Genomic DNA, 16,861 nt, shown 5'->3' on the forward strand with positions numbered 1-16,861 from the left:
GCCTATATCCAGGCCTTCACTCGGTTGCTCGTATCAAAGGCGCTAAAACCCTTTAGACCGACAACCCCAGTCAATGACAGCTGCTATATCTATTAAGCTGGTTCCCGCTGTGGCGCAATGCAAAACAATGTAAAAGCAGTGTCACTTTTCTGCCAGGTATCCAGTAACAACAAGAGGCGCCTGTATCCGGCATGTGGGAAATACCTCGCACCTAATAGGGGAAGAGGGCAAGGGCAGTCGTGAATAGAGTGAAATATTCAGTTCAATACCCACTTGCCCGGATTGGCAGTGAGAGCCGAATGGCTGAGGAATACTGATGCTCGATCACCTGCTTATATTGACTGCAGTAATGCTGGTTTCGGGCATTTTGGGTGGGTTGGTCAATTACTATCAAATGCTGTTTACCGAAGAAGATCCAGCGGGGCTCGCACGTTGCCTGATTATGGGGCTGTGTGGCGCCTTGATGGTGCCGATATTCCTTAAATTCACCCAGAGTGACTTGTTGATAGAAATCCAGGGTGACCCCTCGCGTTTATTGATTTTTACCGGTTACTGCCTGCTCGCTGCAATTGCGTCCCGTATGTTCGTGTTTAACGCCGCGCGGCGCCAGTTGCGCGACGCCAGTATTGCCCGCGCCCGGGTAGAGAATATGGAGCAGGAACTGCGCACCATGCAGTTGGAAATGATGCCCCTATTGGAGCATGAAATTGAGGGCGATCCCGAGCAGGGGCCGACCATCGATTTCAATCAGATCCGTAAATTGGATGACAATGCCCTACAGGTGCTGCATTTGTTAAATACCGGGGAGTGTGTATTTCGATCTCTTTCCGGCATGGTGCAGGACAGCGGTATGGAAACCAATTCTATAGCTCGTGCCTTGAACAGCTTGCTGGTGCTGGAGATGGTCGGGAAAATTCACAGTCACCTGGGCATCCGCTGGTATATCACCGGCAAAGGTCGCCAGGTTGTACACCGCCGCAGTACCCAGATGGCCTAGGCTGCTTCGGAAAGCCCACGCGGGCTTTCAAGACTCGCCCTGCGGGACTGGCAAATTTCCCCAGCGCAAGCTGGTCATCCAAATTGAGCGTTACCGCCTCGCCCCCAACCTGTTGTTCAATTATCATTCGCTAAAAGAGATAGTTAGCCTCGACGACAGGATTGGAGCAGTTATGAAGTTTACCGGTACCGAAAGCTATGTAGCGACCGAAGACTTGCAGATGGCGGTGAATGCGGCCGTTACCCTGCAGCGCCCACTATTGATCAAGGGTGAGCCCGGCACCGGCAAAACACTGCTCGCCGAGCAGGTAGCAGAGAGCCTCGGACTAAAGCTGATCCAGTGGCATATTAAATCCACCACCAAAGCTCAGCAGGGCCTGTACGAGTACGATGCGGTATCCCGCCTGCGGGACTCCCAACTGGGGGTGGATAAGGTTCACGATATTGGCAACTACATTAAGCGCGGTAAGCTTTGGGAGGCCTTTGCGGCGGATGAGCGCGTGGTGCTGCTGATTGATGAAATCGATAAAGCGGATATCGAATTCCCCAACGACCTGCTGGTTGAACTGGATCGCATGGAGTTCTTTGTCTATGAGACTGGCGAAACCATCAAGGCCAAGCAGCGCCCCATCGTAATTATCACTTCCAATAACGAAAAAGAACTGCCGGACGCCTTTTTGCGCCGCTGCTTTTTCCATTACATCAGCTTCCCCGATCGTGACACCATGCGCAAAATTGTCGATGTGCACTATCCAGGGATCAAAGGGCAGCTGGTGGCCGAGGCAATGGATATTTTCTTCCAGCTGCGCGAGGTTCCAGGCCTGAAGAAAAAGCCTTCGACCTCTGAGCTGATCGATTGGCTCAAGCTGTTGATGGCTGATGATATTCCCGGGGAGATTTTGAAAAACAGCGATAGCAGCAATGCCATTCCGCCGCTCTACGGTGCCCTGCTGAAAAACGAGCAGGATGTCCATATGCTGGAGCGCCTGGCGTTTATGGCCCGTCGCGATAATCGCTAAACTGTGTTGGTTAATGTCACCGAGGGCATAGGTTGTCCTCGGTGACTTCGGCCCGGTTTTACCGGGTGTTATTTTTTCCCTGTGCTGACTGCGAATTATTATGCTGATTGGCTTTTTCCAGAATTTACGCCGCTATAAATTACCGGTAACCATCACCGAACTGCTGGCCCTGCTTGAGGCATTACAGCAGCGCCTGGTATTTGCCGACCTTGAGGAATTTTACTTCCTTGCCCGCGTTTGCCTCGTCAAGGACGAGAAGCACTTCGATAAATTTGATCGCGCTTTCGACGCCTATTTTAAGGACCTTGAGACCCTCGACGACATTGTCGAGCAAATGATTCCCGAGGACTGGCTGCGTGCAGAATTTATGAAGCAGCTGACCGAAGAGGAAAAGGCCCAGGTGCAAAGCCTCGGTGGCTTGGAAAAACTACTGGAGGAATTTAAAAAGCGTCTAGAGGAGCAGAAGAAGCGTCACAGCGGTGGTAATCGCTGGATTGGTACTGGCGGCACCAGCCCGTTTGGCAATAGTGGTTATCATCCCGGTGGTATCCGTGTGGGCGGTAAGGGGCGCAATCGCTCGGCGTCAAAAGTGTGGGAGAAGCGTCAGTTTAAAAATCTGGATGACAGTATCAGTCTGGGCACCCGCAATATCCAGGTGGCTCTGCGCAAGCTGCGCAAATTTGCCCGCACCGGTGCCGCCGAAGAACTGGATCTGGATAACACCATTTCCTCTACTGCACGCAACGCCGGGTTACTGGATATTCAAATGGTGCCGGAGCGACATAATGCGATTAAGGTGCTGATCTTCTTCGATGTAGGGGGCTCTATGGACCCCTATGTGCGCGTCTGTGAAGAACTGTTCTCCGCCTGTCGTTCCGAGTTCAAGCATCTCGAATATTTTTATTTCCACAATTTTGTTTACGAACATGTGTGGAAAGACAACCAGCGGCGCTATAGCGAGAATACCTCGCTGCTGGAAATACTGCGCACCTATGGCAAGGACTACAAAGTAATTTTTGTCGGCGATGCGTCTATGGCGCCCTACGAAATTACCAGTCGTTTCGGCAGTGTCGAACATATGAATGAAGAGCCCGGTGCGGCCTGGATGGAGCGTGTTACCGATACCTACAGTAACCTGATCTGGTTGAACCCTGTAGGAGAGGAGTACTGGCAGTATACTCCCAGTATCGGTATGACCCAGAGACTGGTGGACGGGCATATGTATCCGATGACCCTGGAGGGGTTGGATCGAGCCATCGCTTATTTGGTTAAAGGGCGTTAAAAGGCTGATTGCTTTTTCAGGTAGCACCTTGGGTGCTACCTGCTATTCCTTCGAGGGATTTCGTTAGTTGCTCCACTAGAGCCAAAAGCGAAAAATCGCTTCGTGGAGTCATTATCAATGAGAAGCCAGAGGGTTTCTCTATCTCTTTTCCCCCAGTATTAATCCCATTTTCTACGATAGAAAACAACGGCAGATGACACTGGGGGGCGCCCCAAAGCCCTGCAATAGCGGTTAAACCCAATAGTCGCTGGCGATTTGTTTGTACTTTGCTAGATTCACTATCGGTCCCTTTCTTAATTGCAGTTGTGGGGGTGGTTGGTACTAGTAAAACGCTACTGTTGTCCGGTAGTAACGTTTCCATCAACTTGCACCACTGTTGTCGTTTTTCGTTGGCCCAGGATATCTCATCGTCGGTAATTGATAGGGCCATAGTAATTCTTGTGGCTATGTCCTTTGAAAATACCGGCCGGTATTTTCGCAACCAGTCTCCGTGAGTATTGGCGATGGCGCGGCCCTGCAAAATTCGGAATACATTAGCCAGTTCGCCCAGTAATTCAATGTCAGGCAGGTGTTTAATCTCGCAGATAGGAAATTGATTATTTAATGTGGGAATAAATTCCTGGATTGCTGCTTGAATGGGCGTATCTGCCAGTTGACTGATCTCGGGGCAAATAACCAGGTGGGTTACTTTATTTGTGGATAAGTGCTGTGACGGGATTAGAATTTTGCCGACGTCTACAAGTAGTGAAGGAGTTTGACTAAACCAACCGACAGTATCAAAGCAGGGTGCTAAACCGATAACACCGTCAGTAGGAATAAGTGAGTGACTGGTTCGAATGCCGAATAAACCACAATAGCTTGCAGGCACCCTCACCGATCCGCCGGTGTCGGTGCCTAAGCCAATATCGGCTGTTCCTGAGGCCACGGCGGCGGCCGATCCCATAGAGGAACCCCCACAAAAATAGCCAGGCAGTTTAGGGTTGTCGGCAGAACCGTAATGTAAATTACTCCCCTGCATGCTGTAGGCGAGTTCATCAAGGTGAGTAAACCCAGTAAAGGTTGAGCCGGCCTCCAGTAATTGCTGCAAGCTAAGTGCGGTTTTATTGGCAGGAGGGTGAGTATTGAACCACTCGGGGCTGCCTGCCGTATTTTTCTCCCCTTTCAATTGAAAGATATCTTTGACCGCTAAACGTACGCCTGTTAGCGGTCCGGAATCTGATAACGTTAAATAGCGAGGTCCGTGCTCGCAAAATACGCCTTTTATGGGTTGGCTCCCTTATTTGTCATTACCGCTAAAATGCTTCGGCGGTACACCGTCGTGATCGGCGGTGATGCTCAGTTCCTCCTTGGTGGTTTCGCCCACCTTTACGTGAACCTCTTCTGCACCGTGCATCCAGTCCACCAGTTTCTCGCGAATAAAGTACAGGATAATGCCGGCAATAATTGCGGCCAGGGCTACTCCGCCAAAGGTTGCGAGTGGACCGGATACACCAACGAGTTTACCGATCTCTGCGGCTCCTTTGTTGGCAATACCAATAAAGGCAAACCAAAGCCCCATCATCAGGGATAAATAGCGCAGCGGAGATAATTTAGTTACGACAGAGAGCCCAATTGGCGATAGGCAAAGTTCGCCAATGGTGTGGAAAATATAGGCAAATACCAGCCACCAAATACTCGCTTTAATGGTCTCTGAATCGCCAATTTGCAGGGCGGCACCGCACATGGATAAGAATCCCACGCCGAGAAAAACCAGTCCCAAACTGAATTTGGCCGGTGAGCTGGGTTCCCGGTCTCCCATGCCTACCCAGATACTGGCCATAATCGGCGCGAGGATAATAATAAACAGAGGGTTTACCATCTGCAGCCAACTGGCGGGAATCTCCCACCCCAGCACATTCAGGTCGGTTCGATATTTGGCGAATAAGTTCATTGAGCCGGCAGCTTGCTCAAAGCCAGCCCAAAAAATCACGATAAACACACCCAGCACCAAAATAACTTTGATGCGGTCGCGCTCCTCTTGAGTCAGTGGGCGGCGCTTATCGACGTCCTCATCTTTCTTGTCTTTCAGTTCCAGGTGCGCAGAAGGTTCTACACCGATTTCTCCCAGGTAGCGTTTGGCTTGGGTCAACTGCAGGATTAGGCCGGCTAACATGCCAAGGCCAGCGACGATAAAGGCCAGCTGGTAATCCACCTTTTCTCCAATCCAGCCCACCAGCAGGTAACCGAGGATAGAGCCCAGGTTGATGCCCATATAAAAAATGGTAAAAGCGGTATCCCGGCGGTGGTCACCTTCCTCGTAAAGGTCCCCGACCATGGTAGAGATATTTGGTTTGAAGAAACCGTTGCCGATAATCAGCAAGGCCAACCCGATCCACAGCATGTAAATTTGGCTGCCATTTGGCAACCAACCGTGGGGAAATCCCAGGGCGAACTGTCCCAGCATCATCAAGGTGCCGCCGAACATAATACAGCGGCGCTGGCCCCAGCGGTTATCCGCCATCCAACCGCCGATAATGGGGGTCAGGTAGACCAGCATTGCATACCAGCCCAGGTAGCTGAGGGCTTTGGATTGCAATTCGGTATCGGTCAGTTGTTCCCAGCCGAAGACTGCGGCAGTCGCTGTGGAGGTCAGGTAGAAGACAAAAATACCGCGCATGCCGTAGTAGCTGAGACGTTCCCACATCTCAGTACCAAACAACAGGAAGAGTCCTTTGGGGTGGCCAAACAGCTGGCCTGCGCTGGCGGGGGGCTTGGGCTTGATCTCTTGCATAGTACTGCTCGCAAGGTATGACCCTGAGGAATTGCACCAGCAGTAAAGGCCGTGCCCCTCAGTAGAAGTGCTATTCGCACCAGTATAGATGAGCGCCAGAATAAGGTTTGATAGCCCTGCGGTGCTCAGGGGGTATAATCCCGCGTTTGCCATTGCTGTACGAATTATGAGTCACACCGAAGCAGAAAAAGTACTGGGGGCGCTGCAGGCCCGAATCTCCGCGACCATGGGGCGTGACCGCTATGGATTGCGCAGGACTGTCAAAAATGTACGCCGGCGCCAGAAAGAGGGCAAGCCGGTAGATCGCATGTTGGTCCAATTGGAGCAACAGCTCCAAGCGTCTGAGACCCTGGTGGAGGAGCGCCGGCGCAAGTTGCCAGAAGTGCAGTGGCCGGAGGCGTTGCCAGTGGTAGCGCGGCGGGAGGAAATCGCTGAGCAGATCGAGAAAAATCAGGTTGTAGTGATTGCCGGCGAAACCGGTTCTGGTAAAACCACTCAGTTGCCAAAAATTTGCCTGTCACTGGGCCGGGGAATTTACGGCCAGATCGGCCACACCCAGCCGCGCAGGATTGCCGCGCGCACTGTGGCCAATCGAATTGCTGAGGAGCTGGGGCAGCCCCTGGGAGAGTCCGTCGGCTACCAGGTGCGATTTACCGACCACAGCACCGAGCATACCCACGTCAAACTGATGACAGACGGTATTCTGCTGGCTGAAATTCAGCGCGATCCCCTGTTAAATAAATACGATACGCTGATTATCGATGAGGCCCATGAGCGCAGCCTTAACATTGATTTTCTGTTGGGCTATTTGAAAACCATACTGCCCAAGCGTCCTGACCTGAAACTGATAATTACCTCGGCCACCATCGACCTGGAGAAATTTTCCCGGCACTTTGACGATGCGCCGATTATCGAGGTTTCCGGTCGTACTTACCCGGTGGAAGTTCACTATCGCCCCGCAGCGGATACGGATGCAGATCTCAACGAGCAGGTGGTCACTGCTGTGGAGGAGTTGCTGCACGAGGAAAAGTCCAGCAGTCGGCGCGGTGGGGATATCCTGGTATTTATGAGCGGCGAGCGGGAAATCCGCGAGTGCGCCAAGGCTTTGCGGGATGCGCAGATAGCGCAATTGGAAGTGCTGCCCCTGTATGCACGCTTGAGCCTTGCGGAGCAAGCCAAAGTTTTCCACGGCCATAAAGGCCGCCGCATTGTACTCGCTACCAATGTGGCAGAGACCTCTATTACCGTGCCCGGTATCCGTTATGTGATCGACCCGGGTACTGCACGAGTGAGCCGCTACAGCTATCGCAGTAAAATTCAGCGGCTGCCTATAGAGCCGGTTTCCCAGGCCAGCGCCAACCAGCGTGCCGGTCGCTGTGGCCGTGTCAGCGCCGGTGTTTGTGTGCGCTTGTATGAAGAGCGGGATTTTGAGCAGCGCCCGGAATTTACCGATGCGGAAATTCTGCGCACGAATCTGGCCGCAGTCATTCTGCAAATGTTGCAGTTGCGTATCGGTGATATCCGCGAGTTTCCATTTGTCGATCCGCCGGACCCACGATTGATTAATGACGGCTATAAATTGCTGCAGGAATTACAGGCGGTAGATGAGCAGGGCCGGGTCACTAAATTGGGGCGATCCCTGTCAAGGTTGCCTTTAGACCCGCGCCTGAGCCGCATGTTGTTGGCGGGGGCAGAGAATGGCAGTGCGCGGGAACTCTTGATTATTGTCGCCGCTCTGGCCGTGCAGGACCCGCGCGAGCGCCCGGCAGAAAAACGCCAGGCTGCGGATGAAAAGCATCGCCAGTGGCAGCATGAACAATCGGATTTTTTATCTTTCGTCCAGCTATGGGATGCCTTTGAGGTCCAGCGTCAGGAACTGAGTCAAAACCAGTTGCGTAAGTGGTGCCAGAAAAACTTCCTGTCCTGGCTGCGTATGCGCGAGTGGAGAGATATCCACCACCAGCTGCGTGTGGCTTGTCGCGATCTCGACGTTAAAGAAAACAAAGAGCCGGCGGAATACGAAGCGATACACCGAGCCATCGTGGTGGGATTGCTGGGCAATATTGGCGCGCGGGATGAAAACAAGGAGTTTAACGGCTGCCGCAATCGTCGTTTCCATATTTTCCCAGGCTCCGGTCAATTTAAAAAACCTCCCCGCTGGGTGGTGTCTGCCCAGTTACTGGAGACCAGCCGCCTGTTTGCCCATACCGTAGCCAAGGTCGAGCCCGAGTGGATATTGGCCGCCGCGCAGCACCTGGTTAAGCGCAATTATTTTGAACCCCATTTTGACGCTCGCTCCGGGCAGGTGATGGCCTTTGAGAAGGTCTCCCTTTACGGTTTGGTACTGGTGGAAAAACGCCGAATTCCCTATGGCAAACTGGACCCGCAAACTTCGCGGGAAGTTTTTATTCGCCAGGCACTGGTGGAGCAACGCTATCGCGGTAAGGGGCGATTTTATAAGCACTATCTCGACCTGTTGAAGTCCCTGGAAGAGCTGGAAGCCAAATCCCGTCGTCGGGATATTCTGGTGGATGATGAAGTGGTGTACCGTTTCTTCGATGAGCGTATTCCAGCGGATATCGTCAACCTGGCTGGATTTGAGCACTGGCGCAAGAAAGCGGAATCCAGCGATACACAGCTGCTGTTTATTCCCCGCGACTTATTGATGCAGCAGAGTGCCGATCATGTGGGAGAGGCCCAATTCCCCAATGAGTTGCAGGCGGGCGGTATTGTCTATCCGCTCAGCTATCACTTTGAGCCTGGCAGTGTGGATGATGGCGTCAGTATACAGGTGCCGGTTGCAGCGCTGCACCAGGTGCCGGCAGCTCGCCTCTCCTGGTTGGTGCCGGGCATCTTACGGGACAAGTGCATCGCTCTGGTAAAAGCCCTGCCCAAGCAGTGGCGTAAATATTTTGTGCCAGTGCCGGCTGCAATAGATAAGGCTTTGCCCCGACTGCGTGCAGACAATACCCCGTTGTGGCAGTTGTTGGCCCTGGAGCTGAAACGCCAAACAGCGCAGCAGCTGCCAGATGAGGTATGGGAGTCTGCGGAACAGGCCCTGGAAGATTATTACCGTTTTAATATCCAGGTAATGGATGAAGGCGGTAAATTGCTGGATCAAGATCGGGATTTGGCCCTATTGCAGGCGCGCTACCGGGATCGGGTACAGCAGGGGCTGGCAACGGCTGGCGACAGTTTTGAGCGGGAGGGCATTACCCGCTGGGACTTCGGTGATCTTCCAGAGACCCATACCCTCAACCAGGGCGGACTCAAGGTGCGGGCTTACCCCGCGCTGGTTGAAGGAAAAGACAGTGTCTCCCTGAAGCTACTGGATAACCCCAGTGAGGCTCGCAGGCTTACTCGCGCCGGTATTTGCCGTTTGGCTCTGCTGCACTTGCCAGAGAAGGTGAAGTATCTGCGAAAAGAGCTGTTGCGAGGCAAGGAGCTGGGGCTTTCTGCAGCAGATCTGGGGCGCCGTGAGGAGGTAGCTGACGACATCCTGATGGCAGCTGTCCGCGAAGTTTTCTGGCCCAAAGAGGAGTTGCCGAGCACCGAAGCTGAATTCCTGGCCGCTTTGGAAAATGACGGTGACTTGGTGGGGGTGGCCCAGGAGATTGGTGATCTGTTGGTCAAGGCCCTGGCTCAGCTGGTGCCACTGCGCAAACAAATCAAGCAGCAGAAAAACCTGGCGGTCGCAATGGCGGTGGGGGATATCCAGCAGCAACTGGCTGGGCTCTTCTACCGAGGCTGCTTGTTTGATACTCCGCTGTCATGGCTGCGCCAGTACGGCCGCTATCTGAAGGCGATCGCAATGCGATTGGAAAAGGCCGCTCTCGACCCTAACCGTGACCGAAAACTGCAAGTTGAATACCAGAAGGCGGCGGAGCCTTACTTGGCGCAAGTGGAGAAATATTCACCCAGAGAACTCTCTGCAGAGGCAGAATTGCGTGAGTTTCGCTGGATGTTGGAGGAATTTCGTGTTTCCTTATTCGCGCAGACTCTAAAAACCCTGATGCCGGTGTCATCCAAGCGCTTAAGCAAGTCATGGGCAGAAATTGATGGGAAAGGTTTGCTTGGTTGATTTTCTCTATGGAAAAGAGATCACAAAAAAAATTTTGATCAAGTGTAAGAATTTGATGGAGAGCCCGACAGAAGTACTGAAAGCAGGCCTGGAGCCCAGAATGACCCCTTGATACCGGTTATTTTGTGGCGGGTTCTATTCAATGACTGATTTTTGTTTCGCAGCATTATACTTCTGCGGAGTGGAAAAAAGTCTCTTGTACTTTTTATTGCTAAGGACACCTAGTTAGGAGATTCACTATGAACAAGAAGCACCTTTCCCCTGTAGCCGCCGCAGTTGGCGCAGCGTTTATCGCAACTGCCGCTATGAATGTATCTGCTGCTAACAGCAATGCTAACCCCTTTGCCGCAGCAGACCTGAGTTCAGGCTACAACGTGGCGCTGGCTGATCACGACGGTGATGATAAAAAGAAAGAGGGTAAGTGCGGCGAAGGCAAGTGTGGCGAAGGTAAGAAAAAAGAAGGCAAATGCGGCGAAGGTAAGTGCGGCGAAGGCAAGAAAAAAGAAGGTAAGTGCGGCGAAGGTAAGTGTGGCGGGTAATTTTTCGCTGTACTCAAAGAGGGTGGATACGCTTTAGCGATCCACCTTGTTTTTTATTTATCGCTGAAAAAAGTGAGACCTGAAAGTGTTGCGCGAGTTTTCCGTAGAAGGCGCTGGGTTTGGATTGCGCCGCTCAATGATGGGTGAAAACCTTGATACAGATGCCGTAGATTTTCTGGAGGTAGCACCTGAGAATTGGATTGGTGTTGGCGGTCGCTATGGGCGCTGGTTTAAGGAATATACAGAGCGTTTTCCCTTTTTACTTCACGGTTTATCTCTCTCGATTGGTGCACCAGAACCATTGGATATGGAATTGGTTGCAGCCATTAAAAAATTTATCAAGCAACACAATATTCGCGGTTACAGTGAGCACTTGAGTTATTGCTCAGATCACGGCCATCTGTACGATTTATTGCCCATTCCCTTTACGCAAGAAGCGGTGATGTATGTTGCCGAGCGAATCCGTATGGTCCAGGACGCACTGGAAGAACGGATTGCAATGGAGAATGTCTCCTACTATGCGGCGCCGGGCCAGGAGATGACTGAACTGGCTTTTTTAAATACGGTGCTGGAAGAGGCCGATTGTGATTTGCTTCTGGACGTGAACAATATTTATGTAAATTCGATTAACCATCGCTACGATGCGCTGGACTTTCTATCTGCACTACCTACTGAAAGAATTCGCTACGTACATATTGCCGGGCACTATGATGAGGCAGAGGATTTAAAGGTGGACACCCATGGTGCACCGGTTATTGATCCTGTGTGGGAACTACTCGATCGCGCCTACGATATTCACGGTGTGATGCCGACGCTACTTGAGCGGGATTTTAATATTCCGCCAATTCCCAAATTACTTGAAGAAGTAGGACATATTAAAACCATTCAGGCCAGTCACCAGGTGGAAGAGAATTATGTCCTCAGTCGTCGATAAGCCCGAGACATTCAAAAGTGTGCAGCGGGACTTTGCTGCCCATTTGCGCGCACCGGATCAAGTTGCGCCGCCGGCAGAAATTGAGGACCGGCGTGTCGCTATTTATCGAGATTTGATTTACAACAATATTGAATCCTTTGTTGCCAGTGGATTCCCGGTATTGCGCAGTCTTTATAGCGACGAAAACTGGCATCAACTGGTGCGTGATTTTGTCCACAAACACACATCCGTTAGCCCGTATTTTTTGCAGATCAGTGAAGAGTTTCTCTCATATTTACAGAATGAACGGGGAGAACAACCACAAGATCCCCCCTTTTTGTTGGAACTTGCCCACTACGAGTGGGTAGAGTTGGCTTTAGATGTCAGTGATGTGGAATTACCGGAAGGGCTGGCAATAGAGGGGGAGGTTTTACAGCAAGTTCCTGTAGTTTCCCCCCTGGTCTGGTGCCTCAGTTATCGCTACCCAGTGCATCGGTTGGGGCTGGATTTTCAGCCCCAAGAGCCGCCGGAGGTACCGACGTTCCTTTTCGTTTACCGGGATCGTTCCGACAAAGTGAATTTTATGGAGATCAATGCCGTCACCGCCAGATTGTTGCAGTTGGTCTCTGCTGGCGATTACACCGGCTTACAAATTTTGGAACAGATGGCTCAGGAATTACCCAATATCAGTCGTGACTCCCTATTTGCTTTTGGTGCTGATTTATTAGAAAAACTACTGAATAAAGGGGTTATTGCCGGCTTAAAGGCTTAGCTAGTGCTTGCCTGAAACTCCTTTATCTTTGGCAAATCCCAGCTGCTATGCTGCCGAGGGTAGCTTACGAATTACTAGGGCGTTAGAATCCTTGGTCTTACTAGTTTGATAAAAGAGGAGCAGGGTTGTGCTTGGAAGCAAAACTTTATCGCCCTGGTTAATGGCAACTCTGATAGCTGTTACTCCAGTAGGGGCGTTAGCGCAACAAGATCCGTTTGGTGGTGCAGCTCAAGACCCGGCTGCGGTAGATATCAGCGGAGCAGAGGATGCCAGTGTCGATGACGGGGGCCTGTCTCTCGAGGACGAGTATGGCTTTGATCCTGCCGATGAATTTGGTGGTGCCGAGGGCGAAGATTTATCACTTCGCGACCCCTGGGAAGGTTTTAATCGGGCCATATTCTCTTTCAACGATGGTGCCGACCGCTATGTGTTGAAACCTGCCGCTGTCAGCTATCGCCAAATTACCCCAATTTTCGTTCAGCACGGTGTCAGTAACTTTTTTGACAACCTGCGTGAAGTCACCAATACCTTTAATGATGTTTTGCAGGGTAAGTGGGGCCAGGCGGGCAACGATGCCGGTCGTTTCCTGGTGAACTCCACCGTGGGCATTGCCGGTGTGTTGGATGTTGCCCAACATATGGGCCTGGAACAGGGGGAAGGTGAAGACTTCGGCCAGACCCTGGCTGTTTGGGGTGTGCCTTCCGGTCCCTACTTGGTTTTACCGCTACTGGGTCCGTCTACCGTGCGGGATACCCCAGCCAAGGTGGTGGATTATTATACCGATCCACTAAGCTACATAGATGACGACGCCACTAGATATGCTTTGAAGGGGACGGATATTATTCAAAGCCGTGCCAGCCTGCTTCAAGCGGAATCTCTCCTGCAAGGTGATCGCTATGTACTCTTGCGAGATGCTTACCTGCAGCGCCGCGACTATTTGATTGTCGATGGTGAAATGGATGTTCAAACGGAAGAAGAAGCCGCGGAGGCAATTGACGAGGGTGAAGTGGAAGAGGCTCCTGACTATTGAGTTGTCGCCTGAGGCGAATAAAATCTTAGAGCCTTTATATGGCCGGCCCCAGTAGCCTGGTGCTAACCGACGACGAGCGCTCCCGCAGTTTCTTGCGAGGGGCGCTTTCGCGTTTTGGCTTCCAGGTAAGTGTCGCCAGCAGCGGCAAAGATGGCATCGACCAGTTTACTCCCGGTGCATTCCGTATCGTATTGATTGATCGCTATTTGCCGGATATGAGTGGTCTGGAGGTACTGCGCCGGATCAAGCGCATAGCTCCAGAGGTGGCTGCTGTGATGATTGCCCCAGACATTGCTTCCGATGACGTACTCCAAGCGATGCGCCTTGGCGCCAAAGACTACCTGATTAAACCCTTGGAAGAAGCGGCCGCCATTGATCGCATGATCTGCCGTATCAGTGGTGAAGAAAACCTCGCCAAGCAGAACCGTGAATATAAAGTGACCCTGGAGCGTCGCAATAGTGAGCTGCGGGATCATGTGGAGTTACTGCGTAGGGACCAGGAAGCTGGTCGTTTGTTGCAGCAACATTTACTGCCCCGAACGCCCTACCACTACCCCAGTGGTGTGGAAGCGTCCTACCGGCTGGTTCCCTCCCTATACCTCAGCGGTGATTTTGTCGATTACGGTCTGTTTGGTGAGCGCTTCGTTGCCTTTTACCTGGTCGATGTATCGGGCCACGGTGTTTCCTCGGCCCTGGTAACCGCACTGATTAAGCACAGCATTATGCATCGCTTGCGAGAGCGCCCTCTGTTTGCGCAGCTGGACTCCCTCAGTGACGACTTGCTGGATGTTCTCAACCTGGTCAATAGCGAGCTGTTATCCACAAATCTGGGCAAGCACGCCAGTATGTTTGTCGGGGTTGTGGACAGTGGTGCCAGGCAATTGCACTACGCTGTTGCCGGACAAATACCCATGCCTGCCCTGGTCAGTGAGGCAGGTGCAGACTGGTTGCCAGGTAAGGGACGCCCCCTGGGCATTTTTGAGCGAGGCGATTGGCAGGTATTGCGTGCCGAACTTCCCTCCAATTGGCGTTTGGTTGCCTGCTCCGACGGCGTACTTGAATTGCTGCAAGGTGATCTGCTCGATAAAGAGGCCCAGCTTTTGCAAGCCATTTCAGAGAGTGGAGGAGAGCTCGAAGGGCTCTGTCAGTCTTTAAAAATAGATACTTTTGGCGCTCTGCCGGACGATATTACGATTCTCACTTTAGGTTGCCAGTAATACCTAAAATCTCTAGCGGTAGACTTCGACTATGAAGTCGAATTTTGTGCTTTATCGCTCTTGTCAGTCTGCATAGTCAGGAGTAAGCTCCGCCCACTTTATGCACAAAATTGCACTAGGCGCCAAAAACGCCAAATGCTATTGTGTTCTCTACCAGTGAACTTTTGCCATCCGCCTGCACTTATAACAAAAGGTGTAACCGGGTGAGCCAGGGGTTGTTATGCAGTCCGGGCAAATTATGGTTGGGGCCCACCAGGGCATTTATGTCATCAAGTTAGTGGGTGATGTTCGTCTCAACCTTTGTACCTCATTTGATAGTTTTATCGACAATATGTTTGCGCGAGGGGACTTTGCCGGAGTGGCATTTGATCTCGGTGGGGCAGAAGGTGTCGATAGCACGACCCTGGGCTTGATGGCGAAGATTGCTATTCGTGCCCTGGAGCGGGGCTGTGAAAAACCGCTGGTATTTTCTGCGGGCAAAGGTATCCGCCACCTGTTGGACGCCATGGGCTTTGATTCGTTGGTTGAAATCAGCGATACGGTCCATGACTTGAGCGTACCCACAACGCCACTGGTATGTCATAGCCCCGATGAGTGTGCGGCACGGGAAAAGGTACTGGAAGCTCACCGGGTACTGATGAGCATGAACGAACAAAACGCCGAGACTTTTCGAGACTTGGTACATACCCTCGAGAGCGAGTGTTCCCCGGTTGCCAAATCTTCGGCGCATTATCACTAGCACTCATTCAAGCCTAATCTCCAGTTCTGGGAATCTCCCTTTAATTAGCAACGCTTCATATCTCTTGCTTCGGCGCGAGCCTTGGTGAAGAGTCCGTGTGGCAGGTAAATTAACTCTGCCACCCTGCGAATCAGGTGCTCTTCAAATGCTTCGATAACATCATCGGAAAAAGCTACCTGCCACATCTGCCGAATCAACAAGTATTTGTCTCTCTCGCTGAATTGTTCATTCACCGCCTGGGTAAATTCGAACAGGGATGTAGCCCTGTCCCGCTGGCCAATGGCTTCGCTGACTATCTCTGTGGCGCTGGTCAGGTCGAGAGAGTAGTGCTGACACAAAAGATGTGTGAGCGTATCCCGCTCACACTTATCAAGTTTTTGATCGACAGTGGCGACTTCAACTAAAAGTGCTGCGCTGATCATCCGCACGTCTTTTTCATTACGTGCTTCAACATCAGCGCTGTTACCTATCTGTTCAAACAGTTTACGAATTTGTTGCAGCATGGATGTCCTGCTGTCCTTTTACTCGATTCTGTAACAATAGCTCCAAGCGCTCCTGGTCCTTCACAAAATTTCGGATGCCATCGGCGAGTTTCTCGGTGGCCATGGCGTCGCTATTTAGCTGGAAGCGGAACTCCGCTTCGGCCAGGTCTTGGGCTGGGCGGGCTTTGGATGTGGACACCGGCGGTATTCCGTCAGCCAGTGGGCCCTCGCTGTCCTCCAGGGCTTGCAATAACTGTGGACTGATAGTCAGTCGGTCGCAGCCCGCCAGGGCCTCGATTTCGCCAGTATTGCGGAAGCTGGCGCCCATCACGATGGTTTTGTAGTCCCGGGACTTGTAGTACTCATAGATATTGCGCACCGAGATTACGCCGGGATCCTCTTCCGCAGGGATTGATTCGCGGTCGCTGTTGGCGATATGCCAGTCGAGGATTCGACCGACAAATGGGGAGATCAATGTCACCCCGGCTTCAGCACAGGAAATCGCCTGAGTTTGGCTGAACAACAGGGTCAGGTTGCAGTGGATTCCCTCGCGTTCCAGCACAGCTGCTGCGGCAATTCCCTCCCACGTCGATGCTATCTTGATCAGTACCCGCTCTTTGGCAACGCCCGCGCGCTCGTAGAGTGCAATCAGATGGCGTGCATAGTCGATTGTGGCGCGGGTATCAAAGGAAAGACGGGCATCGACTTCTGTGGATACCACCCCGGGCACCAGCTGCAAAATCTCAGAGCCGATACTGACGGCCAACTTAATGGCCGCCAGGCGCGCAATATTACCCGGGTTTGAACCGCCCTGGTGATCCTCTGCCCACTGCAGGGCCTCGGCGATATGATCGTCATACTGGGGGAGTTGAGCGGCCTTAAACAGCAGGGAGGGGTTGGTGGTCGCATCCTGAGGGCAATATCGGCGAATCGCTTCAATATCACCTGTATCGGCCACAACCTGGCTGCGCAGCTTGAGTTGATTCAACTTGTTCATGGTTCCTCCCTTAATGATTCACTG

At 52.2% G+C, this 16,861-nt stretch carries 14 protein-coding genes; 10 read left to right on the forward strand and 4 right to left on the reverse strand.

Going from position 1 to position 16,861, the window contains the following annotated elements:
• Window positions 1-316 precede the first annotated feature (316 nt).
• From BTJ40_RS04035 to BTJ40_RS04045, 3 genes are all read left to right on the forward strand, one after another.
• Window positions 317-997: a YEATS-associated helix-containing protein gene (locus BTJ40_RS04035; protein WP_108731891.1), complete on the forward strand. Its 681-nt coding sequence runs from the start codon at window positions 317-319 to the stop codon at window positions 995-997.
• Window positions 998-1,169: 172 nt separating this feature from the next.
• Window positions 1,170-2,015: a MoxR family ATPase gene (locus BTJ40_RS04040; RefSeq protein WP_108731892.1), complete on the forward strand. Its 846-nt coding sequence runs from the start codon at window positions 1,170-1,172 to the stop codon at window positions 2,013-2,015.
• Window positions 2,016-2,115: 100 nt separating this feature from the next.
• Window positions 2,116-3,297, forward strand: coding sequence for a VWA domain-containing protein (locus tag BTJ40_RS04045; protein ID WP_108731893.1), 1,182 nt, complete (start codon window positions 2,116-2,118; stop codon window positions 3,295-3,297).
• Between the two features lie 16 nt (window positions 3,298-3,313).
• Here BTJ40_RS04045 and BTJ40_RS04050 read toward each other — a convergent pair whose 3' ends face one another.
• Together BTJ40_RS04050 and BTJ40_RS04055 are read right to left on the reverse strand one after the other, a co-directional pair.
• On the reverse strand, window positions 3,314-4,561 hold the full coding sequence (locus tag BTJ40_RS04050) for an amidase family protein (RefSeq protein WP_108731894.1): 1,248 nt from the start codon (window positions 4,559-4,561) through the stop codon (window positions 3,314-3,316).
• 12 nt (window positions 4,562-4,573) lie between these two features.
• Window positions 4,574-6,067, reverse strand: a complete 1,494-nt coding sequence (locus BTJ40_RS04055) for a peptide MFS transporter (RefSeq protein ID WP_108735162.1) — start codon at window positions 6,065-6,067, stop codon at window positions 4,574-4,576.
• A 166-nt stretch (window positions 6,068-6,233) separates the two neighbouring features.
• Here BTJ40_RS04055 and hrpA point away from each other — a divergent pair, with 166 nt between their 5' ends.
• From hrpA to BTJ40_RS04090, 7 genes are all read left to right on the forward strand, one after another.
• Complete coding sequence (gene hrpA, locus BTJ40_RS04060; protein ID WP_108731895.1) at window positions 6,234-10,148, forward strand: ATP-dependent RNA helicase HrpA; 3,915 nt, start codon at window positions 6,234-6,236, stop codon at window positions 10,146-10,148.
• Between the two features lie 239 nt (window positions 10,149-10,387).
• Window positions 10,388-10,687 carry a hypothetical protein gene (locus BTJ40_RS04065; protein ID WP_108731896.1) on the forward strand — a complete coding sequence of 100 codons (300 nt, stop codon included), beginning with the start codon at window positions 10,388-10,390 and terminating at the stop codon, window positions 10,685-10,687.
• 88 nt (window positions 10,688-10,775) lie between these two features.
• Window positions 10,776-11,621 carry a DUF692 domain-containing protein gene (locus tag BTJ40_RS04070; protein WP_108735163.1) on the forward strand — a complete coding sequence of 282 codons (846 nt, stop codon included), beginning with the start codon at window positions 10,776-10,778 and terminating at the stop codon, window positions 11,619-11,621.
• On the forward strand, window positions 11,602-12,372 hold the full coding sequence (locus BTJ40_RS04075; protein ID WP_108731897.1) for a DUF2063 domain-containing protein: 771 nt from the start codon (window positions 11,602-11,604) through the stop codon (window positions 12,370-12,372). Before BTJ40_RS04070 ends, BTJ40_RS04075 begins: the two co-directional genes overlap by 20 nt.
• A gap of 127 nt (window positions 12,373-12,499) precedes the next feature.
• The gene (locus BTJ40_RS04080; protein ID WP_238152127.1) at window positions 12,500-13,402 is read left to right on the forward strand and encodes a VacJ family lipoprotein; all 903 of its coding nucleotides are present in this window, start codon (window positions 12,500-12,502) and stop codon (window positions 13,400-13,402) included.
• A 38-nt stretch (window positions 13,403-13,440) separates the two neighbouring features.
• Complete coding sequence (locus tag BTJ40_RS04085; RefSeq protein WP_108731899.1) at window positions 13,441-14,619, forward strand: PP2C family protein-serine/threonine phosphatase; 1,179 nt, start codon at window positions 13,441-13,443, stop codon at window positions 14,617-14,619.
• A gap of 220 nt (window positions 14,620-14,839) precedes the next feature.
• Entirely contained in the window at window positions 14,840-15,358 is a 519-nt protein-coding gene (locus BTJ40_RS04090; protein ID WP_108731900.1) for an STAS domain-containing protein, read from the forward strand.
• 44 nt (window positions 15,359-15,402) lie between these two features.
• Here the strand turns inward: BTJ40_RS04090 and BTJ40_RS04095 are convergent, their stop codons facing one another.
• Both BTJ40_RS04095 and tal read right to left on the reverse strand, forming a co-directional pair.
• Complete coding sequence (locus tag BTJ40_RS04095) at window positions 15,403-15,861, reverse strand: TerB family tellurite resistance protein (protein ID WP_108731901.1); 459 nt, start codon at window positions 15,859-15,861, stop codon at window positions 15,403-15,405.
• Window positions 15,842-16,837, reverse strand: a complete 996-nt coding sequence (tal, locus tag BTJ40_RS04100; protein WP_108731902.1) for a transaldolase — start codon at window positions 16,835-16,837, stop codon at window positions 15,842-15,844. Before tal ends, BTJ40_RS04095 begins: the two co-directional genes overlap by 20 nt.
• Window positions 16,838-16,861: the final 24 nt, after the last annotated feature.

This window comes from Microbulbifer sp. A4B17 (assembly GCF_003076275.1).
Taxonomy (GTDB): domain Bacteria; phylum Pseudomonadota; class Gammaproteobacteria; order Pseudomonadales; family Cellvibrionaceae; genus Microbulbifer.